Origin of the sequence: Proteiniclasticum sediminis (assembly GCF_018128025.1) — a bacterium.
In the GTDB taxonomy this organism is placed as follows: Bacteria; Bacillota; Clostridia; order Clostridiales; family Clostridiaceae; genus Proteiniclasticum; species Proteiniclasticum sediminis.
Genome location: NZ_JAGSCS010000012.1, coordinates 38,848 through 62,447 on the forward strand (window position 1 = coordinate 38,848; position 23,600 = coordinate 62,447).

Below are 23,600 nucleotides of genomic sequence, written 5' to 3' on the forward strand. Positions count from 1 at the left end.
GATTTGGCTTGAAGTCCATGGATTATGGACAGCACAAAAGAAAGGTGCCCATGCCTTGAAAAAAGCTGAAAAAAATGAATGAGAATGAATTAAAAGGTGGATATAGATGGAAAAGCTTGTTATACATGGAGGAGCAAAACTTTACGGAGAGGTGGAAATCAGCGGAGCAAAGAATGCCGCAGTGGCAATCCTGCCGGCAGCCCTGATGGTGTCCAAAGGAAAGTCAGTCATTGAAAATATCCCGGCCATCGACGATGTACACTGTCTGGAGCGGATCATCGAGTCCATCGGCGGGAAGATTGAAAAGAACGGATCGACCTATTCCATCGATGCCACGGATGAGCTAAAGGTGGTGGCCGATACGGAAGACGTCCGCAAGATGCGGGCCTCCTACTATCTGGTGGGTGCCCTCCTGGGCCGCTACAAGAGCGCCAAGGTGGAGCTTCCCGGGGGATGCGCCATCGGCGTCCGTCCCATGGATCAGCATATCAAGGGCTTTGAAGCCCTGGGTGCTAAAGTGACCATGGAGCACGGCTCCATCACCGCCAAGGCGGACAAGCTCATCGGTGCGAATATTTTCTTCGACGTGGTCTCTGTAGGGTCCACGATTAATGTCATGCTCGCCGCCACTCTGGCGGAGGGACAGACCGTCCTGGAAAACGTGGCCCGTGAACCCCATGTGGTCGATGTGGCCAACTTCCTGAACACCATGGGGGCAGACATCAAGGGCGCCGGTACCGACGTCATCCGCATCAACGGCGTCAAGGAGCTCCACGGCTGCAACTACAGCGTAATTCCGGACCAGATCGAAGCAGGAACCTACATGATCGCCACCGCCGCCTGCGGCGGACGGGTGACCATCAAAAATATTATCCCCAAGCATATGGAGTCCATCTCCGCCAAGCTGGAGGAAATGGGCGTTCAGGTGGAGGAGCTGGATGACAGTCTCATCATCACCTCGGAACCCTCCCAGCTGAAGGCTGTGAACATCAAGACCCTGCCTTATCCCGGCTTCCCCACGGATGTTCAGCAGCCCATGAGCGTGCTCATGAGCATCGCCAAGGGACGAAGCATCATCAATGAGAGCATCTGGGAATCCCGATTCAAGCATATGGATGAGCTGAAGAAAATGGGGGCCAGTGTCCTGGTGGAAGGCCGAACGGCTATCCTTGAGGGCGTGCCAAAGCTTTCCGGCGCCACGGTGCGGGCCACGGATCTTCGGGCAGGTGCGGCCATGGTCATTGCCGGCCTCATTGCCGAAGGAAAGACGGAAATCTACGACATTGAGCACATTTACCGGGGATACCCGGATATTGAAGACAAGTTCAAGAACCTGGGTGCCGACATCCGCATCGAGCAGTATTAGGAAGTGAGATCATGATTTTCTGTTCACTCTACAGCGGCTCCAGCGGAAACAGCCTCTTTGTGGCTTCCAGCCGCACGAAGATTCTGGTGGATGCAGGCCTCACGGGCAAAAGCATCATCAGCGCTCTGGAGAATATCGGGGAAGATCCCCGGGAGCTCAGCGGAATTCTCATCACCCACGAGCATATTGACCATATCAAGGGAGCAGGAATCCTGTCCCGAAAGTATGGCCTTCCCATCTACGCCAATGAGAAAACCTGGGTGGCCATGGAATCTTGCCTCGGCAAGATTGCCACGGAAAACATCCGCATCGTGGGCAGTGAGTTCACCGTGGATGACCTGGACATCCGGGCATTCCGGGTGCCCCATGATGCCGCGGCCTGCCAGGGGTACACCATTTCGGCGGAAGGAAAAAAGGTCAGTGTGGCCACGGACATCGGCGTATTCACCGAGGAGATCCGTCGGAACATCAAAGACAGTGACCTGGTCCTTCTGGAAAGCAACCATGATGTGGAAATGGTGAAGTTCGGTCCCTATCCCTATGAACTCAAACGCCGGATTCTCAGTGAGATCGGTCACCTGTCCAACACGGACTGCGGCCTGGCGGCGCTGGAGATTCTGAAGGAAGGCAAGAAGAAAATAATCCTGGGCCATTTGTCCGGAACCAACAATCTTCCGGAACTGGCCTATAAAACGGTGGAAAACATCCTGGTGGAGAAAGGCCTGTCCCTGGGAAAAGGGATGGATGCCGAATTGTCCCTGGCCAGCCGGATCCGGCCGTCCAGCTATACGGAGGTATAGAATGAGGGAAATATACAGCTGCCTCGAAGACTATGATCTGGCCATCGATGATTTTATTCTCGAAAGCCAGACCTTTCCTGTGATCCAAGAGGATCCCACGGGAACCTGCCCCTACTGCCAAAAGCCCTCGGCCTATCGGCTGACGGCCATGCCCGGAGGGATTGTCCCTCCACCCCAAGAAATGCAAGATGAAAAGGAGATTGACGGATGAGCCTGTACAAAGATTGGAACGATATGGTTGTTGATTATGTAAAAACCAAGGGGGAAAAAGCCTTCTGGGAAGAATATTCTGCCGTGGAGGGGGGAATCTACACCAAGATTCTGGCCCATCCGGAAGAAAAGTTCACCTACACCATCGAAGCCCTGGCCAAGGAGATGAACACCACCAATGAGTTCGTCATGGGCTTTACCGATGGAATCAACGATTCCCTGAACACCATGCTGGATCTGGAAAATGTCTCCGCCACCGATGAGCTGGTGCTGGACATCAACCTGGAGAAACTCTACTACAACATGCTGGATGCCAAAGCAGAGTACCTCTACACCATTCCTGCCTGGGAGAACATCCTCACCCTGGAGAAGCGCGAAGAGCTGAAGAAGGCCCTGAAGGATTCCAAGACCGTGAGAAATGAGAGCAAAGTGGGAAGAAATGATCTTTGTCCCTGCGGAAGCGGCAAGAAATATAAAAAATGCCACGGCAAGGCATCATAGTTAAGGCTGAGGAAACTCCTTGATCATGATGATTAAGGAGTTTTTTTGTACCCGCCGCTGCGGGATTTTAAAGTTTGCTGAAGATCCGGGAAATTTTCTTTTTTGATACCAATTTCACCGGACAGAACGTTACCATGAAGGAAAGACGAGGAAGGGGGGAGACGTCCGCCATCGGACGAAATGCCATGCAAAAACGGATAGCTGTCCCCTTGGGGCTGATTCTGATGCTTTTTCTCAGCGGGTGCGCCCTGTTCTCCCCAGGAGGACCGGAAGAGACCCCGGGGGAAAATCTGGAAATCCCCAAAGTCTATGAAAGTCTCGATGAACACCTGTCCCTCACAGCCACGGACCTCTGGGTAGAGGATCCCACCCTCCATGAGGACTCGGTCCTCTCCCTGGCCAATGAGGAGTACAATTCCTACCTGATCCTTCTGGCCGATGAAAAGGCCACGCTGCCCCCCACGGTGGACCTGGATTACTACGGGGAACTGACGGGGGAAGCCACACTCCAGGATCTGGAGGAAGGGGAGATCACGCCCATGAAGTCCCTGGTGCTGGATGGACAGCCGGCCCGAAGCTTCTACGTCAAGGGCCTGGTGGATGGAGTTTCCATCACCTATGGATTTGTGGTCTTTGAGGATGGGACCAATTTCTATCAGGGCATCATCTGGAGCGCCAGCAAGAATCTGGAGAACCACCGGGAGTACTATGAAAAAATCCTGTATTCCATCACGGTGAACCAGCCATGATGACGGTGGAGCTCATTGTGGTGGGCAAACTCAAAGAACCCTATCTTCGGGATGCCCAGGAGGACTGGCTGCGAAAACTGTCCAAAATCTGCCGGTTCAGCATTCTTGAAGTGAAGGATGAAAAAACCCGCGAGGGGGCCAGTGAGAAAGAAATGCAGAAGGTCAAGAATCAGGAGGGCGAGGGTATCCTGCGGCACATCCATCCCCAGGCCCAGGTGCTGGTGCTGGATCTGGCGGGCAAGAAGACTGACAGTCCCGCCTTCAAAGGCCTCCTTCAAGATGCCCAGGATACCGGACGCCGGGTACAGCTTATCATCGGCGGGAGTCTGGGCCTCTCCGAAGGCGTTTTAGCCCGGGCCAATCACCGCATCTCCTTTGGGGAGATGACCTACCCTCATCAGTTATTCCGGTGGATGCTCCTGGAAGAGATCCATCACGCACTGAACGCATTGTTAGGATAGAGGAGACGAGCCAATGTATACAACGACAAGAAGGTCCAGAAATCTGGACAGACGCAAAAAAAGATCGGCCCTGGAAGGGTTCAATCTGCTGATCTTTCTCATGGGGTCCATCTTCTTCATGGAGATCATCCTGAGAGTAAACACGGAAACCTCATTTTTCAACATCGGACTTATTTTTTCGGCACTTTTTGCCGCTTCCACAGCCCTTTGCATCTATCTTCTCACCAGCTTTTTCCGGGGATGGGGAAGAACGCTGATTCTGGGGCTCACCCTGGGGGTGACCACCATTCTCTTCGCCTCCCAGTTCATCTACTACAAGATCTTCAAGACGTTCTATACGGTCTTCTCCGCCCAGAATGGAGGACAGGTGCTGGAGTTCATGAATGACATTCTTTTCATGATCCGCAAGAACTTCCTCTGGCTTCTTCTCCTTTTCCTTCCTCTGGTCCTGTTCCTGGTGCTGAAGGCCCGAAGCCGCAAAAGCACTTACCGGTTCACCTGGACCGAACGGGGCATCAGCCTGGCGCTCTTTGTCCTCTTCTTCGGCGCAGCCCTCATGGGGATCAACCTGGGCGACAAGGAGCAGAATTCAGCCTTTGACATGTACTACAAGAACAACTATCCCGTGGCTTCCGTCAACCAGCTGGGGCTTTTGACCAGCATGCGGCTGGATCTTCAGCGTACCCTCACGGGCTTTGATCCCGTGATAGCCCCGCCTCCTGTGGTGGAAGTGCCCCAAACCCCCGGAGAAACCCCTTCGGAGACTCCGGTGGAATCCCCCACGGAAGAGCCGCCCAAGGTCTATGCGCCCAATGTCATGACCATCGACTTTGACCAGCTACTTTCCCAGGCGGGAACCGATGCGGAGCTCGCCAAGATGCACACCTATTTCAAAAACCGGGAAGCTACGCTGCAGAATGACTTCACCGGAAAATACAAGGGCTACAACCTGATCCTCATCACCGCCGAGGGGTATTCCCACTACGCCGTGAACAAGGATGTAACCCCCACCCTCTACAAGATGACCCACGAAGGCGTCAACTTCACGAATTTCTACAACCCCATCTGGGGCGTATCCACCTCCGACGGTGAATACGTGGCCACCACGGGGCTCATTCCCAAGAGCGGGGTCTGGAGCATGTACAAGTCCGGCTCCAATGCCATGCCCTTCGCCATGGGCAATCAGCTCCGACACATCGGCTACAAGACCCTGGCCTACCATAACCACACCTACAACTACTATAACCGCGACGTCTCCCATCCCAACCTGGGCTATGACTACAAAGGCCTGGGCAACGGACTCCAGGTGCGCAAGACCTGGCCGGAATCCGATCTGGAGATGATGGAGGTCACCACGGAGGAGTTCGTCCACGATGAACCCTTCCATGCCTACTTCATGACCGTCAGCGGCCATATGCGCTACACCTGGGGCGGCAACTTCATCGCCAGCAAGAACAAGGCCCTGGTTCAGAATCTGCCCTACAGCGAAGGCGCTAAAGCCTACCTGGCCACCCAGATCGAGCTGGATCGGGCGCTGGAGTATCTTCTCCAGAAGCTGGATGAAGCCGGCGTGGCGGAAAACACCCTCATCGCCATGAGTGCTGACCACTATCCTTATGGACTGGATAAGGCCGATATCGACAATCTGGCCGGACATGAAGTGGAAAGCAACTTCGAACTCTACAAATCCAGTTTCATCCTCTATGCCAAGGGCATGGAGCCCATGACCATTGACCGCCCGGTCTCCAGTCTGGACATTATCCCCACCATTTCCAACCTGCTGGGCCTGGAGTATGACTCCCGCCTCCTCATGGGCGTGGATATGTTCTCCACCAAAGCCCCCCTCATTATCTTCAACAACCGAAGCTTCATCACCGATCTTGGAAAGTACAACTCCGTCACCAAGCAGTTTACCCTCAATCCCGGCGCCACACTGCCGGCAGGGTATGCCACGGCCGACGACTACCGCAAGGCCATCTCTGCGGAGATTGACCGGCAGTTCTACTTCTCCACCAAGATTCTGGAAAAAAACTACTATGCCAAAGTGGTGAACCGCTAAACGAACGAAAAAACCAGGAAAAAATCCGCCTTTCGTGAGGCGGATTTTTCTTTGGGCCTGAAGGGGAGGCTCTCCTGTGGATTTTCTTAAGAAAGCGAGAAGAAATTGCACAAGAGGGTGGAATGGATTAGAATAGGGGATATGCACAACAGAATAGAAGCATGTTACATCAACTCATTGAAGAGAATGGAGAGAAAAGATGAAGATTAGTGTAATCGGATGCGGAAGATGGGGCTCGTTCATCGCCTGGTACCTGGACCGGAAAGGGCATGACGTGAGCCTTTATGGTCGCGCATCCTCCAAACATATGAAGGAATTTCAGGAGACCCGAACCAACGGGCTCATTACCCTGCCCGAGTCCATCGGCCTCACGGCGAACCTGGAAGAGGCGACCAAAGCGGAGGTCATCGTCATTTCCGTGAACTCCCAGGGGCTGCGGGCCCTGATGACGGAGCTGGCTCCCTTGGTCCTTCGGGACAAGATCTTTGTCCTTTGCATGAAGGGGATGGAGATCAGCACCGGAAAACGCCTCACAGAGGTCATGGCGGAGTTCACCGATGCCACCTGCAAAACCGCTGTCTGGCTGGGACCCGGCCATGTCCAGGAGTTCTACAAGGGCATTCCCAACTGCATGGTCATCGATTCTCAGGAGGAAGAGGTCAAAGAGCTGCTCATCCAGAACTTTTCCAATGACCTTATCCGCTTCTACTATGGCAATGACCTCATCGGCAACGAGATTGGCGGGGCGGCCAAGAATGTCATCGGTATTGCCGCGGGCATGCTGGACGGACTGCATCTGTCCTCCCTGAAGGGGGCCCTCATGTCCCGGGGAACCCGGGAAGTGTCCCGGCTCATCAAGGCCATGGGCGGCAATGAACTGTCGGCCTACGGATTATGCCATCTGGGCGACTACGAGGCCACGGTGTTTTCGCCCTTCAGCCACAACCGAACCTTCGGCGAAAGCTTCATTCGGGGAGAGGCCTATACGGACCTGGCCGAGGGCTACTATACGGTGAAGGCCCTCATGGCTCTCTCGGAAACCTACGGGGTGGACCTTCCCATCACGGAAGCGGTGTATGCCGTACTCTATGAGGGTAAGGATCCCAAAGAAACCCTCAACGGACTCTTTGTCCGCAGCCTGAAGGAAGAGTTCTAACCCAAAGAATGGTAAAACTTCCATGACATTTCTGTAAATCCCATGGGGAATGGGATAAAAGATGAAAGGACAGCCACTGAGGCTGTCCTTTTGGTTCCAAAGGATTATCGGGTGAGGGCCGGTTCTTCCTGCTTGGAGAGTTTTTGCAGATCCGCATTGAGCTGGGAGAAGACGTACACCGGAGCGCAGCCGGGATAGTAGGTGACGCTCTTGGCTAAAGCCGCGGCCTTCTCCACCTTATCCCTGGTGGGGAAGTATTTCCAGCAGTCGCCGGTGATGAAAAGATTCTTTCCCCGGGCAAATTCCGGATCGAAGTCTGGAACCCCACCGCCTAGAACGACGATTTCGCCATGCTCCTTCACCATTTTTCCCATGTCGATGCCCGTATTCACAAAGGAATCCAGGGCGCCCCGGACGTTGACGAAGCAGCCGGGACAGGTCTGCTGGGCAAAGACGGTGATTTCCTTGTACATGCCGATGGGGTCGCCATTGGGCCGTTTGAAGAAGCGGCGGACACTGGCCAGGGGTTCTCCGACAATTTCGATTTTCTCCAGGTCGATCTCGCCGAGACCGTCGGTGGCCGCGCAGCGCACAGCGGGGATTTCCATGGGTTCAAAGCCCATGATGGAGGAGCTCACGGCATCCACAGCCACGGTGTCCGTTCCGGCGATGATGAGGTTCATCTCCACGGGGGTTCCGGCGTGGGGGCCTTGCCCTTCCATGCCGATGATGGCATCGACTAAGGTCAGGTCAGCCTTGCGGATGCGATACATATCTGCCATCTTCTGTCCCAGATCGATGCGGTGAACGCCCTGCTGCTGTCCCGAGGGGTGGACATTGGGGACGATGCCGTTCCAGTTCTTCAGGCCTAAGGTGACGGTGCCGGCCAGATGGACTTTCAGCTTCGGCAGATTGATGACCACATCCGCATCCAGGAAGGGCTTAAAGACTTGGGCTTTCTTGAAGAAGGTGGCTCCGGGAACCTCCACGTCCACCAGTTCCTCTTCATCAAAGTAGATGATGCGGTCCGCTCCGCCGGCGATGGCGGCGGCGGTTAATCCGGCAGTTTCCAGAGCGGGCCGGGCTTTACCCACATGCATGCCCAGGGAGGGATTGTCGCCAATCCAGATCTCTTTGGCTTTGGAGTTCTCCTTGAAATAAGACACAACGGCTTCAATGACGCGCGGATCCACCACGGCAAAGCTTTCCGGCGGGGCAAGGAAGGCGATATTGGGCTTGATGAGCACCGTCTGGCCTTCATGGATGATGGCATCGGGGGAACCCACGGCCATCTCCACGGCCTTTTTCACCACCTCCTTGATCTGTCGGATATCCTCTGGATTGCGGACGAACTTTCCGGCAAGAAACGAGGCATTTCCCGGCAGATGGCCGGATTTGACCACAGACACCTTGGCGTTGAACATGTCATGACCTCCTTTTCTTCTTAGGCAGCATTCCAGTTTCCTTAACAGGCTATCTACAAAATCACTATAGCCCTCCCTCTCCGGCAGTTCAAACGGAGCGGCCCCCCACGCCAGGGCAATGATGAATATTGTGAAGAAAAAATCATGAATATGGTTTCCTTGTGACAAAATTTAAACTTATCATGAATGGGCTTTCCCATCGGCGCTGCGAAATGGTACGATGAACCTGTAGAAGGCAAAAAAGGCTGTCTCTTGGGAGATGGCGTTAGCCCTGTCTGGGAGGGAATGTGATGACACGAAAACTCACCTTTTCCGGTCTCATGGTGGCCTTGGGCGTGGTGCTTCCTCAACTGGTGCACCTGATCCTGGGACCCACCGGGGGGAGCTTCATTCTCCCCATGCATTTTCCCGTGTTTGTGGCGGCCTTTCTTCTGGGCCCCGGGACGGCAGCGCTGATATCGCTTTTGATGCTGACCATTAGCTTTTTCCTCACGGGAATGCCGCCGGTGCCCATTCTCTATTTCATGGCAGCGGAGCTGCCCATTTACGCATTAGTTGCGGGAACCCTTTATCAGCGGCTGCATGTTCCTTTACCCGGATCCCTGCTTCTGGCCATGTTGGCAGGCCGAGGCGCCATGGCCCTTGCGGTATATGGCCTGCAGTTTGCCCTGCAGCTTCACCTGTCCCCAGGGGTCTATGTGGCGGGCGCCCTGACCAAGGGCCTGGTGGGGGCACTGCTGCAGCTTCTGGTCATCCCGGTCCTGATGAAACTGTTGGAAAAGGAGGAGATTGCCCATGGAAGGGTACGCACGAATTGAGGATTTGGAAAAGCTAAAGGCCAGCTGCGTCATCCGGGAAGATGGCCGGGTGATTTTCTCATCGGACTATTCCGGAATCCGGCCGCTCCTGGAGTTCATCAAAAGTGCCCATACCTCTTCAGGGGAGCTCAGCCTGGCGGATAAAGCTGTGGGAAAAGCCGCAGCCTGGCTGATCCTGCGGGCGGGCATTCGGCAGGTGGCCACGCCGAGGATGAGCGCCGATGCCCTGAGTTTGCTCCACCAGGAAGACATCCGCTGCCATTACGTGGAACTGGTTCCGAAGATGCTCAACCGTTCAGGCAGAGGACCCTGTATTTTTGATGAAACCATCCAGGGGGCCAAGACCTCCCAGGAAGCCTACCTGCTGCTGGCGAAAAAGATGGAGGAACTTCGGCAGAGTTAAGAAAAATATCTTGAAGATATCGTTTACTTCCGCTATAATTGTTAATGAATTAACCAATAGTGTAAATATTGTTGAAATATTATTAACAATGAACAATATTTACCATTGGTCTACGGGGAAAATATTTAACGGAGGGTAGAAACATGAAAAAGACCATCTCAGTTCTTCTGTCAACATGTCTGGTTCTGAGTCTTGCTGCCTGCTCCAAAAGCGGCGGAGATGTCAAAACCTTGACCGGCACGGGTAAAGGGTATGGCGGAGACATCACCGTCACCGTGACGAAAGAAGGGGACAAGATCACCAAGGTGGAAGCCAAGGGTGATAAGGAAACCCCAGCCGTGGGCGGAAAAGCCATCACGGATCTTCCTGCAAAGATTGTTGCTGCGAACTCTGCCGACGTGGATGTCATCGCTGGGGCCACGGTCACCAGCCGCGGCATCATTTATGCGGTGAAAAACGCACTGGATCCCAAGGCCAATCCCTGGCCCATGGAAAGCAATGAAACTCCTGGAGAAGTGGGCGCCTCTGATGTCTTTTTGGGCTTCGGCATGACCAGCACTGGCCGTAAGGGACCCGGATCCGACGACAAGGAAGTCCAGGTCTGGAGCTTTAACCAGGTTCTCGCCAGCGCTCTCTTTGACGGCGACGGCAAGATTCTTTATCTGAAGGTGGACCAGGTGGAAGTGGCCACGCCAAACTATGACGGCGATGGTATGCCCCATCTTTCCGGATTCCCCGGACAGGGCGGCTACAATTTCGACTCCGACCATGATGAGAAAATCGACAGCATGACGGAAGATACGGAAGACAACTACAAGGCGGAGATCAATCTCTGGCAGACCAAGCGTCAGCGCGGCGACAACTACAAAGTCGGCATCGGCACCTGGTCCAGCCAGATGAATGCCTTTGAGAAACTCTTTGTGGGCAAAACCGTAAAAGAAGTGGAAGACTGGTTCAAGAAATATACCTCTGACCGCAATGGCAGACCGCTGAAGGACGGAGCAGAAGATGCTGCGGACAAGGCAAAGTATGATGCGCTTACTGCGGATGACAAGGCCATGCTGGCCGATGTTACCACCAGCGCCACCATGAGCTTAAAAGACGGCCATGGCGACATCATCGGCGCCATCAAGGAAGCCTATGAGAAGAAAATGGCCCTGAAGGTCACGGAAGCCGAATCCATGGGACTGGGCGTTTCCTTTACCCCCAGAATCGGCCCCGGAAAAGACTCCACAGAGACTCAGGTATACAGCTTCAATCAGGTTTATGCCACCACCCTCTTCGACAAGGACGGCAAGATTGTCGCCATCCATGTGGATCAGCTGGAAGTAGCCACCCCCAACTATGACGGCGAAGGTATGCCGCATTTCAGCGGATTCCCCGGACAGGGCGGCTATAACTATGATGAAAACCACGATGAGAAGATTGAAGGCAAAACCGCAGATACCGAAGAGAACTTCTTTGCCGAAGTGGAAAGCTGGGTTACCAAGCGCGACCGCGGCGAAGGCTACAAGGTGGGCATCGGCACCTGGACCAGCCAGATGGATGCCTTCGAAAAACTCTTCATCGGCAAAACCGTGACGGAAGTGGAAGACTGGTTCAAGAAATACACCTCCGACCGCAACGGCAGACCGCTGAAGGACGGCGCAGAAGATGCTGCAGACAAGGCCAAGTATGATGCCCTGACGGCAGAAGAAAAAGCCATGCTGGCCGATGTCACCGCCAGCGCCACCATGAGCCTCAATGACGGCCATGGCGATATCGTGAAAGCCATCAAGGCATCCTTCGAGAGCAAAGTGACCATCAACCTGAAGGTCAAATAACCGCAACTTCGTTTCCTCATGATACAACAGTCATCCCCGGGATAGAGCGCTGCTCTTTCCCGGGGATGTTCTTTTTCTTGGCATGGAAAGGGGACGGACGAAAGGGCTTCAGGGCTGAAGAGGCAATGTGCAGCGAATCAGGGCTGCCTCCTCTCGGAATCCTTCGTGGGTATAGAGCTTCACCGCCGAATCATTGGCGCCGTTGACGCTGAGAACGGCGGTGGTGAATCCCTCTTCCCGGGCGAAGGCGAGGATGTGGCGAAGGAGAACCTTGCCCAGGCCCCTTCCCTGATGGGAAGGAAGCACGGCCACCGGTCCGATGTTCACCGCCGGCTCCTCCTCGAAGCTGTCCAGGCCTGCCCGGATCACCGCCACGGGGGTTTCCCCCTCCAGCAGAAACTGCATGCCTCCTGGCAGGTAGGTGGATCCTTCATAGAGGGACGCTATGGATTCCGGGGTGAGGGAAGGATAAGTCGTGAAGGCCAGATTTCGGATTTCCGCCCAAAGGGCATTGTCCTCTTGGGGCTGAAAAGGACGAAAGGCAAAGCCCGGCGGAAGGACGGGCGGCTTCGCGCAGAGGGGATGATAGACCAGGAAGTAGTGCGTGCTTCCCGGGAGAAATCCCAAGGCTTTCAGGATTTCCAAATATGCAGGATCCTTTTTATAGGCGAAAATAAAGAAATTTGAGAGGCCCGCACCATGGGGGATCAGCGCATCCAGGAGCTGCCGGTAGTGGCCTAGATCCTGGGTTTTCGCATGGAGGATCCGAAATCGGGATTCCTTGCCCCGCCGGTGATAGTCATCCAGGAGAAGCGCCGCGGCCCCCAGGACGTCGCCCTGGGGATTTCGAAGGAGATAGGCAGGGTTTTCTCCGTTGGGGAGGAAAACCTCCAGGTCCTCGTCGTAGAGGTTGGAATCGTCGATCTCCTGGCGATGCTCCCGGCAGTAAGTTAAAAACAGTTCCAGATTTTTTGGGGTGACAGCTTCAATGCTCATGGCTGGTCCTCCGTAAGAAAAGGGGTCAGGTAAACCTTGGCTGATCGGTTCATTTCCCGGGCAAAGGCTGAATGGTACTTGCGAAGACAGAAGGCCTGAAGGTCCGCCTGTACATCTTTGGGGGGATAGCCCCCGGCGGCATGGCGCTGGCCATGCATGGCCAGATGTTCCTCCGGCGTCAGTTTCCGGTACCGGTTTTCCTGGACGATATACTGGGCGGAAAATCGGGCAGGTTTCTTTCGCAGCTTCTGGGATTCCTGGGGATATCCGTAGACCACCATGGCGGCGGGAAGGACATAGGGAGGAAGATCGAGAAAAGAGGAAACCTCTTCGGCATTCTCCAGGATGTCCCCGATGTAGCAGGAGCCCACCCCCAGGGATTCCGCTGCCACGACGCTGTTTTGCGCCGCGATGAGGGCATCGGCGTAAGCCAGAAGAAGATCCCCTTCCCCGGGCTTTCTGGGCTGGCAGTTCGCCACGGTAAAGGCATCCACCCACCGCTGATAATCCGCCAGGAAGATCAGCACCAGGGGAGCCTTGGCAATGAAGGGCTGGTGATCACAGGTGATGGCTAGCCGGTCTTTCAGGGTCTGATCCGTGATGTCCAGAATGGTGTAGAGCATCATGGCCCCCGCCGTGGGCGCTTCCATGGCGCCCTGGAGGATCGCTTCCTTCACCTCCGGTTCCACGGGGCGGTCCTCAAAGAGGCGCACAGATTTTCGGTTTTTTAGGGACATGAGGATTTCATTCATCGGTTCGTTCACTCCTTCCGAAGGACAAACCCAAAGAAAGGTTTATCCTTATTCCCATGGTAGCATAGGCGAAAGGGGGAATACAGAAGGCCAAAGAGAAGATTTTCCGAATATTTTGCCGGTGTTCATGGATTTTTTGCATCTTATGTCTTTGCCTGTGGTAAGGTGAAGAAAATCCAGGGAAGGAGATGAAGTTATGGGAAAGAAAATCGCCATGGGAATCCTTCTTCTTGTGCTTCTTGGGGGAGGGCTGTTCTTTCTAACCCCCAACCGGTACCGGTTAGCGCTGAAAAATTACCTCCTCCTCAGCCGGGCCAAGACCCTGGCGGTGGAGTACCGCTTGGAAATGGGAAGCGGAAATCCACCCCTAAAAGTTTTCGGCAACATTTCCCTGGATCGCAGCACAGACCGGAGCCTCACCACAGTGGCGCTGGCCTTAGGCCCCCTGGGAGAGCGGGAGCTCCTGAGGATCTATCAGGAGGGAGAAAGAGCTTACCATAAATTCAGTCTGCCCTTCGCCTCCTGGTCAAAAGGCAGTGTGCCCGTGGCAGAAGGGGCCGATCCCGCCAGGCTTTCCGCCCTCTGGTCCAATAAAAATCTTGCCGGATTTCTCCGCCTCCTCACCCAGATGGAGAGAAGCCAAGAGGAGAATCTGCAGGTGTTCAGCACATCCACCCTATGGACAGAAGAGGAGCTGAAGGCTCTCCTCGCTACACTCCTGGGCTGGGATTCGGAGGCCTGGACCATTTCTTCCTATGACTTTCGCATGACGTTTCGCCAGAGCGATGATCTTTTGCAGGACCTTTCCCTGAAGATTACCCATAGCATCCAGAATGTGGTGGTGGAGAGTCGGATTTCCCTGACCTTGGGTTCCCTGAACGGCTTCCCGGAGATCCCCGTACCGGAGGGCTTACCCCCTTCCTGATCCGCGCTTTGGGGTTTTCATCTCTCTTGGCCTGTGGTAACGTAGAAGGAAAAGACCCCGGAGAGGAGAGAGGATGTTGAACTATTCCATCGTACTTTTTGATGCCGATGAGACGCTCTTTGATTTCAAGCGCTCGGAGCGGTATGCCTTTGAACAGACCCTCATCCAGTATCACCTGGACCAGAACCTGGAACATCATCTGAAGATCTATCAGGAAATCAATGACGGAATCTGGAAGGAATTTGAAGAGGGGAAGATCACCCAGAAAACCCTGAAAGTGGAGCGGTTTCGGCGGCTGGCCAAGGCCCTTCATGCGGATTTTAACGAAGAGGAGTTTGCCCGAAGCTACATGGGTCATCTGGGGGAAGCCTCCTTTCTCCTGGAGGGAAGCCAGGAGCTGGTGGAAAGTCTTTACGGACAATACCGGTTGGGCATCATCACCAATGGCCTCACGGAGGTCCAGACTCGGCGGATCCGCCAGTCCATCATCGGGAAGTACTTTGAAGAAATCGTCATTTCGGAAGAGATTGGCGTGGCCAAGCCCGATTCCCGGATTTTTCAGTACACCCTGGAACGGTTTGGCCATACGGACAAGGCCCAAGTGCTCATGGTGGGGGACAATCTTTCCTCGGATATCCGGGGTGGCCGGGATTTCGGCATCGCCACCTGCTGGTATAACCCTTCAGGGCTCCCCAATGCCACCTCCATTCACCCGAACTTTGAAATAAGGAGCTTGGATGAGCTCCAGACGCTCCTGAATAGCTAAGCGAAAACATCCGGACAGGGAAACCGTCCGGATGTTTTTCTATCCGCAAATTGAAGGGGTGTCCGAGGTGAGTTGCAAGAATTGAAAATGAAAATCGCAAGGATCGAAGAGTCCACTCAATGATTTTTAAAAATGAAGGATTCGTGAATGAGCATGAATGTACTGATATTAAAAGATTTACATAAATTCAGAAACATATTTTGAAGGATGGCATTGGTTGAATGAAAGAAAAAATGCAAGAAATGTTTTTAAAAAATGCATTTTTCCCGGAATTTCCCTTGACAGCACATCGGGCCTTCTTATACAATTCTTGTAAGTCAAAAGAAAACGAGATGTGAGGAGATGGGAACATGAAGAAGAAATGGATCACCATGATGGGAATCGCCCTGCTGTCCACCGCTTTGCTGTCCGCCTGCGGCAGCAAGGGAAACAGCGTAAAGCTGGCGACGGGAGGAAACACCGGCACTTATTATTCCTTCGGCACCGCCGTAGGACAGATTTTGGGAAGCAAGGCGGGCGTGTCCTTCAACATTCAGTCCACCGGGGCGTCCAAAGCGAATATTCAGCTTATAGATGCCAAGGAAGTGGACATGGCCATCGTCCAGAACGATGTCATGGATTATGCCTACAATGGCACGGACCTGTTTGCCGCCGATGGTGCGGTGAAGGGATTCTCTGCCATGGCGGCGGTCTATGCCGAGGTGGTTCAGATTGTGGCTGATCCGGCATCCGGCATTGAAACCATCGCCGATCTCAAAGGAAAGAATGTATCCGTCGGCGATGCCGGCAGCGGCGTGGAGTTCAACGCCAAGCAGATTCTGGAAGCTTATGGGATCACCTTTAATGACATCAACAAGCAGAATCTCAGCTTTGCCGCTTCTGCCGATGCCTTCAAGGATGCCAAGATCGATGCGTTCTTCTGCACCGCCGGCGCACCCACCACGGCCATCATGGATCTGGTCACCTCCAAGGACATCAAGATCCTGGGCGTGGATGAGGCCACAGCAGACAAGCTCATCAGTGCCCATCCCTTCTATACCGCCTATGATATTCCGGCAGGAACCTACAAGGGCGTGGATGAAGATATCCGCACCGTAGCGGTGAAAGCCACCTTCATCGTCAGCAATGAGCTGTCGGAGGATCTGGTCTACAAGCTCACCAAGGCCCTCTTTGAAAACAAGGACGCCATCGCCTCCGCCCATGCCAAGGGCAAGGAGCTGGACCCCCAGTACGCCGTGGATGGAATCTCCATTCCCTTCCATAAGGGCGCAGAGAAGTATTTCAAGGAAATCGGAATTCTCAAGTAGATGAAAAAGATTGGAGTTCTGGCGGCGCTGCTTCTAGTGGCGCTGGCCTTGCTTTTTACCCGGCAGGGGGAAAAGAGGCTGATCCTTCGGGATGGAGACACGCGAAAGGTCTACGGAACCTGGGTGGTAGAGGAGGGAACGGAATTTTCCCTCTCCTTTGTCCACTCGGTGAATAAAAGCCCCATCCTGGATGTTTTCGCCGTGGAGGGGGATCACCTGCGGGCGGTAAAGACCGTGTACACCGGCCTGGGCGCAGGGGTGGAAAGCGATCTTCTGCCCGGGGAAACGCTCAGCTATGACGAAAAGGGACAGATGGTCATCACGGGATTTTCGCACTCGTATCCCGATCTTCGGCTCATCGTGGGAACCGTATCAGACCATACCCTGACCATTGAAGGGAAAACCTACAGTCTCACCCAGCTTTGCGGGAAGAATGCAGGCATAATTATTGAAGTGAAACCGTAAAAGGGAAAGAGGGAAAGAAGTGAGAGAGATGAAACGAAAGACAAAATTGGTGGAGACCACCGCACCAGGAACTGGCAGTTCACCGAAAGCCGTGGAGGAGCTCATGGCGGAATTTGACCGGGAGTCCAATACCCGGCATTTCACGGGACTACCCCAGAAGATCATGGAGGGGCTCCTGGTGGCGTTTGCCCTCTATGTGTTCTGGATGACACTCATCGCCACCCCTCCGGAGCAGGTGCGCCGCGCTTCCTTTTTAGGTCTTTTGATCCTCCTGGGCTTTTTGCTCTATCCCATCAAGAAGAATCATGCATCCTGGGTGAACACCATTCCCTGGTATGATGTGCTCTTTGCCCTCCTGGGTTCCGGCGCGTATTTCTACTATGTCTTCAACTTTGAAGCCATTGTGGCCAAGGCCGTGAACATCGGCACGGTGGAAATTGCCGTGGGCATTCTGGGTCTGGTGCTTTTGGTGGAGCTCTGCCGCCGAGTGGTGGGGCTGCCCATCCTGGTGGTGGCCGGAGGCTTCATCACCTATGCCTTTGTCAGCGGACACACGGTGAAGCGGGTGATCCATCAGCTGTTCTACACCACAGACGGCATCATCGGCACCCCACTGGGCGTTTGTGCCACCTTCATCGTGCTCTTCATCATTCTGGGGTCTTTCCTGGAAAAGACCGGCATCGGCACTTTCTTCATTGATCTGGCCAACTCCGTTGCCGGGCACGCCTCCGGCGGACCCGCTAAGGTAGCCGTCATCTCCAGTGCCCTGGAAGGGATGTATTCCGGAAGCTCTGTGGCCAATACCGTAGGCAGCGGCAGTGTCACCATTCCCATCATGAAGCAGACGGGCTATAAGCCCGAGTTTGCGGCCGCCGTGGAAGCTGCCGCCTCCACCGGCGGACAGATCATGCCCCCCATCATGGGTGCGGCAGCCTTCCTCATGGCGGAAATGACGGATACCCCCTATGCGGTCATCGCCATGACGGCGATTCTGCCCGCCCTTCTCTACTTCACCGGCATCTTCATGATGATCCATTTTGAAGCGAAGAAGCTGGGCCTTAAGGGACTTCCCAAGGAGACCCTGCCGAACTTCTGGAAACTCCTTTGGAAGAAAGGGTATCTGTTCCTGCCCATCGTCACCCTGGTGGTTCTCATGAGTCTGGGTCGAACCCCGGCCTACTCCGCCGTCTATGCCATCTTCACCGCGGTGGTGGTGAGCATGTTCAGCAAGGAGACCCGGCTTACGCCGAAAACCTTTGGGGAAGCTCTTGCCAATGGCTCCAAGAACACCATGGGGGTGGCTGTGGCCTGTGCCATGGCGGGCATCATCGTGGGCATCGTCACCCTCACGGGGCTGGGACAGGATCTACTCCACGTCCTCATGTCCGTGGCGGGCACGAGCAAGCTCCTGGCCCTTTTCCTCACCATGGTGAGCTGCATCATTCTGGGGATGGGCGTCCCCACCACGGCCAACTATGTCATCATGGCCACCATTACAGCGCCCATCGTCATGAGTATGGGCGTCCCCATGCTGGCCGCCCACATGTTCGTCTTCTACTTCGGCATCGTGGCCGATATCACCCCGCCGGTGGCTTTGGCGGCCTATGCGGGATCCGCCATCGCCCATTCGGATCCCTTCAAAACCGGTGTTCTGGCCACGCGTCTGGCCATCACCGCCTTCATCGTTCCCTATATCTTTGCCTTTAACCCCGCCATGCTCCTCATCGACACCACGCCGCTGGAGGTGGGGCGCATCGTCCTCACGTCCCTCCTGGGCATTTATGGCGTGGCAGCGGGCATGGAAGGCTATATGTTCACCAGGATGGCGCCCTGGGAGCGCCTGGTCATCCTGGCTGGAGGTCTCATGCTCATCGATCCCAATATGATCACTGATGTTCTCGGCATCGCCGTCATTGCCCTGATGATCATGGGTCAGCGGACCAAGATGAAGAAGGCCGAACTGGTTTCAGCCTAAGCTTTCGGGGTACTGTTCAGGGGCAGAAGAAGCTGATATGATGAAAGAAAATGAGCAGGAGGACCCCATGATGCCCAATGAAATTGACGCCTACATCGCCGCCTGTCCCGCAGAAGTTCAGGAAAAGCTGAAAGCTTTAAGGGAAGTCATCCGGGAAGAGGCGCCCCTGGCCAAGGAAAAGATCAGTTACGGGCTGCCCACCTTTCATCAGGAACAGAATCTTATCCATTTTGCGGCCTTTGAGGGGCATATCGGAGTCTATCCGGGTTCCGAGGCCATGGAAGTGTTTGCGGAGGAACTGAAGGGGTACAGCACATCCAAGGGGACCATCCGAATTCCCCTGACGGAGCCCTTGCCCTTTCCCCTTATTCGGCGCATCGTCCAGTATCGGCTGAAGGCCGTGGAGGCGCTGAAGGAAGAACGAAAGCGAAAGAAAGCGGAGAAAGCCGCCCAAAAGAAATCCTAGTTCAAATAGAGAAGCGGACAGACAAGGATCACCCCTTGGCTGTCCGCTTCTTTATGGATGTGACTGCTCCTCCAGGAAAGCCTTGGGCACGGTGGGGCCGTTGGTCGAGAGGCAGAAAGGGTGACCCACGGGATCAAAGAGGATGTGGTAAGAGTCATGAAACTGCCTGGGGGAGTCTTTAGCGCCGATGCTCCGGGCAAAGGCCACGGCAGAGGGAAGATCCGTGACGTAGAAATCCAGATGGATCTGGCGACCTATGGCCGGGGAAGGGAAGGTGGGGGGAATGTAGTGGTTCACAGCGAAAAAGGACAGGGCCAGATGTCGGCCAAGCAGCGTGGGATAGGTCACCCCATCCACGATCTCTGGCTGAAATCCCGTGAGCTTTGCATAGAAGTCCATGAGCTTCGGGATATCCTCCTCCAGGCAGTCCAGCGTGATGGTGTCGAGTAAGATGAAGGGTCGTTCCATGGGAGACCTCCTTTTGATTCATTATCTTCAGCATAGTCGAAAAGGGAAGGGATTGTACAGTCTGATGAGCCGGAAATGGAGGATAAAAAAGAAGAGGAAGGTAAACCTTCGCTCTTCTTCAGGGTATATGGGTACACGTTGATTTTTAGTAGATGCCCAAGCTTGCCAGGATAATGGCAGGAATGGTGGCCACAACTGGCAGGATCAAGGAAGTAACCATGATGTCGATGTAGGAATCCTTGTGGCTCATGCCGGTGTTGTTCAGCAGGGTGAGCACTGCGCCGTTGTGGGGTAGGGTGTCCAGACCGCCGGAGGACAGGGATGCGATTCTGTGGAAGGCTGCGGGGTTGATGTTGTTCTGGGTAGCCAGGTCCATGTACTTGGAACCAAGAGCTTCCAGCGCAATTCCCATACCGCCGGATGCGGATCCGGTGGCACCTGCCAGCAGGTTAACAGCCACGGAAAGGGAGATCAGCGGGCTTCCGGGGATGGAGAGCAGAATGTTGGTCAGCTCAGCGAATCCGGGAACGGTCTTCACGACGGTACCAAATCCGACGGCAGCAGCGGTGTTCAGGATGGCTCCGATGGAACCCTGAGCGCCCTTGCCCACGACAGCGATGAATCCGGAACGCTTCTTGAAGTTCAGGATCATGGTGACGAAGATACCGGTGAGCAGTGCGATGATGATGTTCTTGGGATCAGAAGCCTTGAGGCCGATCATCGAAGGAACAAAGTTCAGGATGATGATGACCCAAAGCAGGGGGATGATGGCCAGAAGCACATTGGGAAGATCTTTTTCTTCCACATGGGCTGCGGCGTGAGCGGCATCGGGCTCGGTGAAGACTTCACCCTGGGACTCCAGCTTTCTCTTCTTCCATTCCAGGTAGAACACGGAACCGAAGAACAGGATGGCGGTGGCGGTGAGACCCATGATGGGGGCTGCTGTGGGGGAAGTTCCGAAGTACTTCATGGGGATCAGGTTCTGGATCTGGGGTGTTCCAGGAACAGCCGTCATGGTGAAGGTGAACGCACCGGCTGCAATGGCGCCAGGGATGAGCTTTCTGGAGATATTGGCTTCTCTGAAGATGGCCAGAGCCAGGGGATAGATGGCGAATACGACCACGAAGAGGCTGACGCCGCCAAAGGTCAGAACTGCGCATCCGAGGATGATGGCGGAAATGGCGCTCTTGGAGCCCAGGGTCTTGGTGAGCCAGATGGCGATGGCTTTTGCCGATCCGGTGTAGTCCATGAGGTTACCAAAGATGGCGCTGAGCATGAAGGCAGGGAACCAGGACTTGACGAATCCCACAAGACCTTCCATATAGGGTCCCATGTAGGCATCAAGAACATTCAGTCCGCCCAGGAGAGCAACAACCGCTGCAGTGAGGGGGGCAACCCAGACGATGGAATAGCCCTTGTACGCGAGGAACATGAGTAATGCAAGACCTAGAAAAATTCCGAATAAACTTAGCATGTTTTTCCTCCTCAATTTGGATTAGTGCAAAACAACAGGGAGGGAAATCCTGTGGTATGGTGCACAGGATTTCCCGAGCCTGTGCAGTTTAACAATAAGAACAGGTCAGGGTTTAGCCCGCAGTCCAACCGCCGTCGATGGTCATGGTGGATCCGGTGATCATGGCTGCTGCATCGGAGCAGAGGAACTTGACGACTTCTGCCACGGTGGAGGGCTCAAGAAGCTGCTTGACAGCGGCCTTCTGAAGCATGATCTTGGTCACAACTTCTTCCTCGGAGATGCCGTGGTTCTTGGCCTGATCGGCAATCTGCTTGTCCACGAGGGGAGTTCTGACATAGGAAGGGCAGATGGAGTTGACGGTGATTCCCTGGGGGCCGCCTTCCAAAGCTGCAGTCTTGGTGAATCCGGACAAGCCGTGCTTTGCGGATACGTAAGCGGACTTGAACTCAGAAGCGACCAGACCATGGATGGAGTTCAGGTTGATGATTCTTCCCCACTTGTTCTCCTTCATGTATGGCCAGGAGTACTTGCTCAGCAGGAAGGGAGAGGTCAGCATCAGGTTGATCATGAAGTCCCATTTGTCCTCAGGGAAGTTTTCCACGGGAGAAACGGTCTGAATTCCTGCCACGTTGACCAGAATGTCCACGGTGCCGAAGGTGCTGGCGGCAAAATCCACCACAGCCTTGTTCTCGTCGCGCTTGGACAGGTCAGCCTTGATGTAGCTGGCGCCAAGACGGGCGGCATGCTCCTGAAGAGCGGCTTCGTTGATGTCAACCATGACAACCTTAGTTCCCTCAGCGGAGAACATTTCGGCGATGGCCAGGCCAATGCCGCTGGCTGCGCCAGTGACGACGGCTACTTTTTGATTTAACATAGTTATCCCTCCATTTTGCTAAATATACTGTTTCCCTTTTAACGTGTTACATAGTGGTCAGGTGTTCCGGAATGATCAGGGTAGCTTCAGTGGCGGCCTGGATTTCTTCGATGGTGTACTCCGGGTTGACTTCCTTCAGCAGGAGGCCTTCCGGGGTAACTTCGATGACGCACATTTCGGTGATGATGAGATCCACTTCACCTCTGGCCGTCAGGGGCAGGTTGCAGTGCTTCAGGATTTTTGGGCTTCCCTTGGCCGTGTGCTCCATGGCCACGATGACCTTGCGGGCACCGGAGAGAAGATCCATGGCTCCGCCCATGCCCGGAACCATTTTGCCCGGGATCATGTAGTTGGCGATGTTGCCCTTTTCATCCACCTGCAGGGCACCGAGAACCGTCAGGTCCACATGGCCGCCGCGGATGATGCCGAAGGATGTGGCGCTGTCGAAGAAGGCTCCGCCAGGCATGATGGTGACGGGGATTCCGCCGGCATTGGTGATGTAGGGGTTGGCTTCTTCTTCACTGGGGGAGGGGCCGAGGCCGACAAATCCGTTTTCGGACTGGAAGATGACGGTCTTTCCCTCAGGAACATAGTTGGCCACCTTGGTGGGAAGGCCGATGCCCAGATTCACGACGTCGCCGTCGTTTAATTCGTGGGCCACGCGCTTGGCGATGAATTCTTGAACTAATGCTTTGTCCATCATGTTACAGCGCACCTCCATCCACGATGTAGTTAACGAATACTCCAGGAGTATGAACGGAGTTGGGATCCAGTTCGCCGATTTCCACCACTTGGTTGGCTTCCACAATGGTGACGTCTGCCGCAGCAGCCATCATGTTGTTGAAGTTTCGGGTGGAGCCCAGGTAGTGGATATTGCCGTACTTGTCCACCATGTTTCCGAAGATGATGGCCACGTTGGCGCGCAGGGGTTTCTCCAGGAGATACTCCTTGCCGTCCACCACAACTTTGTCTTTGCCCTTTTCCACTTCGGTGCCGAGACCGGTGGCGGTGAGGACACCGCCCAGTCCGTGTCCGCCAGCGCGGACCTGCTCGATGAGGGTTCCCTGGGGAACCAGAACCACTTCGGTTTCTCCTTCAAGCATCTGACGGCCGGTTTCTTTGTTGGTGCCCACATGGGAGGCGATGATTTTCTTGAACTGCTTGTTGACGACCATTTTGCCGACGCCTTTGTCCACAAAACCGGAGTCATTGCAGATGAGGGTCAGATCCTTGACGCCCTTTTCAACCAGGGCATCGATGAGGCGGTTGGGGGATCCTACAGCGAGGAATCCACCGACCATGAGGACGTCTCCGTCCTTGACCAGGTTCACGGCTTCTTGTAAGCTGATTATTTTGTTCATT

Annotated in this window: 25 protein-coding genes; 17 read left to right on the forward strand and 8 right to left on the reverse strand. The window is 54.6% G+C overall.

All coding sequences use genetic code 11. The features are described 5' to 3' along the window. Positions 1-106 precede the first annotated feature (106 nt). From KCG48_RS09555 to KCG48_RS09590, 8 genes are all read left to right on the forward strand, one after another. Positions 107-1,366, forward strand: a complete 1,260-nt coding sequence (locus tag KCG48_RS09555) for a UDP-N-acetylglucosamine 1-carboxyvinyltransferase (RefSeq protein ID WP_211801652.1) — start codon at positions 107-109, stop codon at positions 1,364-1,366. Positions 1,367-1,377: 11 nt separating this feature from the next. Continuing rightward, complete coding sequence (locus KCG48_RS09560; RefSeq protein WP_211801656.1) at positions 1,378-2,166, forward strand: MBL fold metallo-hydrolase; 789 nt, start codon at positions 1,378-1,380, stop codon at positions 2,164-2,166. Position 2,167: 1 nt separating this feature from the next. After that, complete coding sequence (locus KCG48_RS09565; RefSeq protein ID WP_211801658.1) at positions 2,168-2,377, forward strand: hypothetical protein; 210 nt, start codon at positions 2,168-2,170, stop codon at positions 2,375-2,377. Next, the gene (locus KCG48_RS09570) at positions 2,374-2,877 is read left to right on the forward strand and encodes an SEC-C metal-binding domain-containing protein (protein ID WP_211801659.1); all 504 of its coding nucleotides are present in this window, start codon (positions 2,374-2,376) and stop codon (positions 2,875-2,877) included. Before KCG48_RS09565 ends, KCG48_RS09570 begins: the two co-directional genes overlap by 4 nt. A 134-nt stretch (positions 2,878-3,011) precedes the next feature. Further along, positions 3,012-3,626 (forward strand): hypothetical protein, encoded by a 615-nt coding sequence (locus KCG48_RS09575; RefSeq protein ID WP_211801661.1) that lies wholly within the window; start codon positions 3,012-3,014, stop codon positions 3,624-3,626. Further along, positions 3,623-4,087: a 23S rRNA (pseudouridine(1915)-N(3))-methyltransferase RlmH gene (locus KCG48_RS09580; protein ID WP_211801662.1), complete on the forward strand. Its 465-nt coding sequence runs from the start codon at positions 3,623-3,625 to the stop codon at positions 4,085-4,087. Before KCG48_RS09575 ends, KCG48_RS09580 begins: the two co-directional genes overlap by 4 nt. A 13-nt stretch (positions 4,088-4,100) precedes the next feature. Next, positions 4,101-6,146: an LTA synthase family protein gene (locus KCG48_RS09585; RefSeq protein WP_211801663.1), complete on the forward strand. Its 2,046-nt coding sequence runs from the start codon at positions 4,101-4,103 to the stop codon at positions 6,144-6,146. A gap of 199 nt (positions 6,147-6,345) precedes the next feature. Beyond that, positions 6,346-7,302: an NAD(P)H-dependent glycerol-3-phosphate dehydrogenase gene (locus KCG48_RS09590; protein WP_211801665.1), complete on the forward strand. Its 957-nt coding sequence runs from the start codon at positions 6,346-6,348 to the stop codon at positions 7,300-7,302. Between the two features lie 104 nt (positions 7,303-7,406). Here KCG48_RS09590 and KCG48_RS09595 read toward each other — a convergent pair whose 3' ends face one another. Beyond that, on the reverse strand, positions 7,407-8,726 hold the full coding sequence (locus KCG48_RS09595) for a DUF362 domain-containing protein (protein ID WP_211801667.1): 1,320 nt from the start codon (positions 8,724-8,726) through the stop codon (positions 7,407-7,409). A 290-nt stretch (positions 8,727-9,016) separates the two neighbouring features. On the opposite strand from KCG48_RS09595, the gene KCG48_RS09600 reads away from it, so the two are divergent. From KCG48_RS09600 to KCG48_RS09610, 3 genes are all read left to right on the forward strand, one after another. Beyond that, complete coding sequence (locus KCG48_RS09600) at positions 9,017-9,544, forward strand: ECF transporter S component (protein ID WP_211801678.1); 528 nt, start codon at positions 9,017-9,019, stop codon at positions 9,542-9,544. Continuing rightward, a complete protein-coding gene (locus tag KCG48_RS09605; protein ID WP_211801679.1) occupies positions 9,522-9,947 on the forward strand; it encodes a DUF1893 domain-containing protein in 426 nt (141 codons plus the stop codon). The genes KCG48_RS09600 and KCG48_RS09605 overlap by 23 nt, the downstream gene beginning before the upstream one ends. Positions 9,948-10,090: 143 nt before the next feature. Beyond that, positions 10,091-11,770, forward strand: a complete 1,680-nt coding sequence (locus KCG48_RS09610) for an FMN-binding protein (RefSeq protein WP_211801684.1) — start codon at positions 10,091-10,093, stop codon at positions 11,768-11,770. 108 nt (positions 11,771-11,878) lie between these two features. Here the strand turns inward: KCG48_RS09610 and KCG48_RS09615 are convergent, their stop codons facing one another. Both KCG48_RS09615 and KCG48_RS09620 read right to left on the reverse strand, forming a co-directional pair. Then, complete coding sequence (locus KCG48_RS09615; protein ID WP_211801686.1) at positions 11,879-12,766, reverse strand: GNAT family N-acetyltransferase; 888 nt, start codon at positions 12,764-12,766, stop codon at positions 11,879-11,881. Continuing rightward, positions 12,763-13,518 carry a nitroreductase family protein gene (locus KCG48_RS09620; RefSeq protein ID WP_211801691.1) on the reverse strand — a complete coding sequence of 252 codons (756 nt, stop codon included), beginning with the start codon at positions 13,516-13,518 and terminating at the stop codon, positions 12,763-12,765. The genes KCG48_RS09615 and KCG48_RS09620 overlap by 4 nt, the downstream gene beginning before the upstream one ends. Positions 13,519-13,714: 196 nt before the next feature. On the opposite strand from KCG48_RS09620, the gene KCG48_RS09625 reads away from it, so the two are divergent. The 6 genes from KCG48_RS09625 to KCG48_RS09650 all read left to right on the forward strand — a co-directional run bounded on the left by KCG48_RS09625 (position 13,715) and on the right by KCG48_RS09650 (position 19,422). Next, entirely contained in the window at positions 13,715-14,443 is a 729-nt protein-coding gene (locus KCG48_RS09625; protein WP_211801693.1) for a hypothetical protein, read from the forward strand. 76 nt (positions 14,444-14,519) lie between these two features. Next, positions 14,520-15,209, forward strand: coding sequence for a YjjG family noncanonical pyrimidine nucleotidase (locus tag KCG48_RS09630; RefSeq protein ID WP_211801810.1), 690 nt, complete (start codon positions 14,520-14,522; stop codon positions 15,207-15,209). Positions 15,210-15,559: 350 nt separating this feature from the next. Next, positions 15,560-16,516 carry a TAXI family TRAP transporter solute-binding subunit gene (locus KCG48_RS09635; protein ID WP_211801697.1) on the forward strand — a complete coding sequence of 319 codons (957 nt, stop codon included), beginning with the start codon at positions 15,560-15,562 and terminating at the stop codon, positions 16,514-16,516. Further along, positions 16,517-16,981: a DUF1850 domain-containing protein gene (locus KCG48_RS09640; RefSeq protein ID WP_211801699.1), complete on the forward strand. Its 465-nt coding sequence runs from the start codon at positions 16,517-16,519 to the stop codon at positions 16,979-16,981. Positions 16,982-17,009: 28 nt separating this feature from the next. Beyond that, entirely contained in the window at positions 17,010-18,956 is a 1,947-nt protein-coding gene (locus tag KCG48_RS09645; RefSeq protein ID WP_211801812.1) for a TRAP transporter permease, read from the forward strand. Between the two features lie 37 nt (positions 18,957-18,993). Continuing rightward, positions 18,994-19,422 (forward strand): iron chaperone, encoded by a 429-nt coding sequence (locus KCG48_RS09650; RefSeq protein ID WP_230977086.1) that lies wholly within the window; start codon positions 18,994-18,996, stop codon positions 19,420-19,422. Positions 19,423-19,473: 51 nt separating this feature from the next. Here the strand turns inward: KCG48_RS09650 and KCG48_RS09655 are convergent, their stop codons facing one another. The 5 genes from KCG48_RS09655 to KCG48_RS09675 form a co-directional block, all read right to left on the reverse strand. Continuing rightward, positions 19,474-19,890: a VOC family protein gene (locus KCG48_RS09655; RefSeq protein WP_211801701.1), complete on the reverse strand. Its 417-nt coding sequence runs from the start codon at positions 19,888-19,890 to the stop codon at positions 19,474-19,476. Between the two features lie 145 nt (positions 19,891-20,035). Continuing rightward, positions 20,036-21,364 carry a GntP family permease gene (locus KCG48_RS09660; protein ID WP_211801703.1) on the reverse strand — a complete coding sequence of 443 codons (1,329 nt, stop codon included), beginning with the start codon at positions 21,362-21,364 and terminating at the stop codon, positions 20,036-20,038. A gap of 112 nt (positions 21,365-21,476) precedes the next feature. Then, positions 21,477-22,238 (reverse strand): 3-hydroxybutyrate dehydrogenase, encoded by a 762-nt coding sequence (locus KCG48_RS09665; protein WP_211801705.1) that lies wholly within the window; start codon positions 22,236-22,238, stop codon positions 21,477-21,479. A gap of 46 nt (positions 22,239-22,284) precedes the next feature. Then, a complete protein-coding gene (locus KCG48_RS09670) occupies positions 22,285-22,938 on the reverse strand; it encodes a 3-oxoacid CoA-transferase subunit B (protein WP_211801817.1) in 654 nt (217 codons plus the stop codon). Between the two features lie 4 nt (positions 22,939-22,942). Then, positions 22,943-23,599, reverse strand: a complete 657-nt coding sequence (locus KCG48_RS09675; protein WP_211801708.1) for a CoA transferase subunit A — start codon at positions 23,597-23,599, stop codon at positions 22,943-22,945. Position 23,600: the final 1 nt, after the last annotated feature.

Excerpts from the sequence above, each read along its gene's own strand:
- KCG48_RS09615 (WP_211801686.1), bottom strand. The coding sequence starts at position 12,766 with ATGAGCATTGAAGCTGTCACCCCAAAAAATCTGGAACTGTTTTTAACT.
- KCG48_RS09635 (WP_211801697.1), top strand. The coding sequence starts at position 15,560 with ATGAAGAAGAAATGGATCACCATGATGGGAATCGCCCTGCTGTCCACC.
- KCG48_RS09600 (WP_211801678.1), top strand. The coding sequence starts at position 9,017 with ATGACACGAAAACTCACCTTTTCCGGTCTCATGGTGGCCTTGGGCGTG.
- KCG48_RS09670 (WP_211801817.1), bottom strand. The coding sequence starts at position 22,938 with ATGGACAAAGCATTAGTTCAAGAATTCATCGCCAAGCGCGTGGCCCAC.
- KCG48_RS09605 (WP_211801679.1), top strand. The coding sequence starts at position 9,522 with ATGGAAGGGTACGCACGAATTGAGGATTTGGAAAAGCTAAAGGCCAGC.
- KCG48_RS09660 (WP_211801703.1), bottom strand. The coding sequence starts at position 21,364 with ATGCTAAGTTTATTCGGAATTTTTCTAGGTCTTGCATTACTCATGTTC.
- KCG48_RS09625 (WP_211801693.1), top strand. The coding sequence starts at position 13,715 with ATGGGAAAGAAAATCGCCATGGGAATCCTTCTTCTTGTGCTTCTTGGG.
- KCG48_RS09675 (WP_211801708.1), bottom strand. The coding sequence starts at position 23,599 with ATGAACAAAATAATCAGCTTACAAGAAGCCGTGAACCTGGTCAAGGAC.
- KCG48_RS09560 (WP_211801656.1), top strand. The coding sequence starts at position 1,378 with ATGATTTTCTGTTCACTCTACAGCGGCTCCAGCGGAAACAGCCTCTTT.
- KCG48_RS09640 (WP_211801699.1), top strand. The coding sequence starts at position 16,517 with ATGAAAAAGATTGGAGTTCTGGCGGCGCTGCTTCTAGTGGCGCTGGCC.
- KCG48_RS09590 (WP_211801665.1), top strand. The coding sequence starts at position 6,346 with ATGAAGATTAGTGTAATCGGATGCGGAAGATGGGGCTCGTTCATCGCC.
- KCG48_RS09585 (WP_211801663.1), top strand. The coding sequence starts at position 4,101 with ATGTATACAACGACAAGAAGGTCCAGAAATCTGGACAGACGCAAAAAA.
- KCG48_RS09595 (WP_211801667.1), bottom strand. The coding sequence starts at position 8,726 with ATGTTCAACGCCAAGGTGTCTGTGGTCAAATCCGGCCATCTGCCGGGA.
- KCG48_RS09580 (WP_211801662.1), top strand. The coding sequence starts at position 3,623 with ATGATGACGGTGGAGCTCATTGTGGTGGGCAAACTCAAAGAACCCTAT.
- KCG48_RS09650 (WP_230977086.1), top strand. The coding sequence starts at position 18,994 with ATGATGAAAGAAAATGAGCAGGAGGACCCCATGATGCCCAATGAAATT.
- KCG48_RS09620 (WP_211801691.1), bottom strand. The coding sequence starts at position 13,518 with ATGAATGAAATCCTCATGTCCCTAAAAAACCGAAAATCTGTGCGCCTC.
- KCG48_RS09645 (WP_211801812.1), top strand. The coding sequence starts at position 17,010 with ATGAAACGAAAGACAAAATTGGTGGAGACCACCGCACCAGGAACTGGC.
- KCG48_RS09570 (WP_211801659.1), top strand. The coding sequence starts at position 2,374 with ATGAGCCTGTACAAAGATTGGAACGATATGGTTGTTGATTATGTAAAA.
- KCG48_RS09610 (WP_211801684.1), top strand. The coding sequence starts at position 10,091 with ATGAAAAAGACCATCTCAGTTCTTCTGTCAACATGTCTGGTTCTGAGT.
- KCG48_RS09575 (WP_211801661.1), top strand. The coding sequence starts at position 3,012 with ATGAAGGAAAGACGAGGAAGGGGGGAGACGTCCGCCATCGGACGAAAT.
- KCG48_RS09665 (WP_211801705.1), bottom strand. The coding sequence starts at position 22,238 with ATGTTAAATCAAAAAGTAGCCGTCGTCACTGGCGCAGCCAGCGGCATT.
- KCG48_RS09565 (WP_211801658.1), top strand. The coding sequence starts at position 2,168 with ATGAGGGAAATATACAGCTGCCTCGAAGACTATGATCTGGCCATCGAT.
- KCG48_RS09655 (WP_211801701.1), bottom strand. The coding sequence starts at position 19,890 with ATGGAACGACCCTTCATCTTACTCGACACCATCACGCTGGACTGCCTG.
- KCG48_RS09555 (WP_211801652.1), top strand. The coding sequence starts at position 107 with ATGGAAAAGCTTGTTATACATGGAGGAGCAAAACTTTACGGAGAGGTG.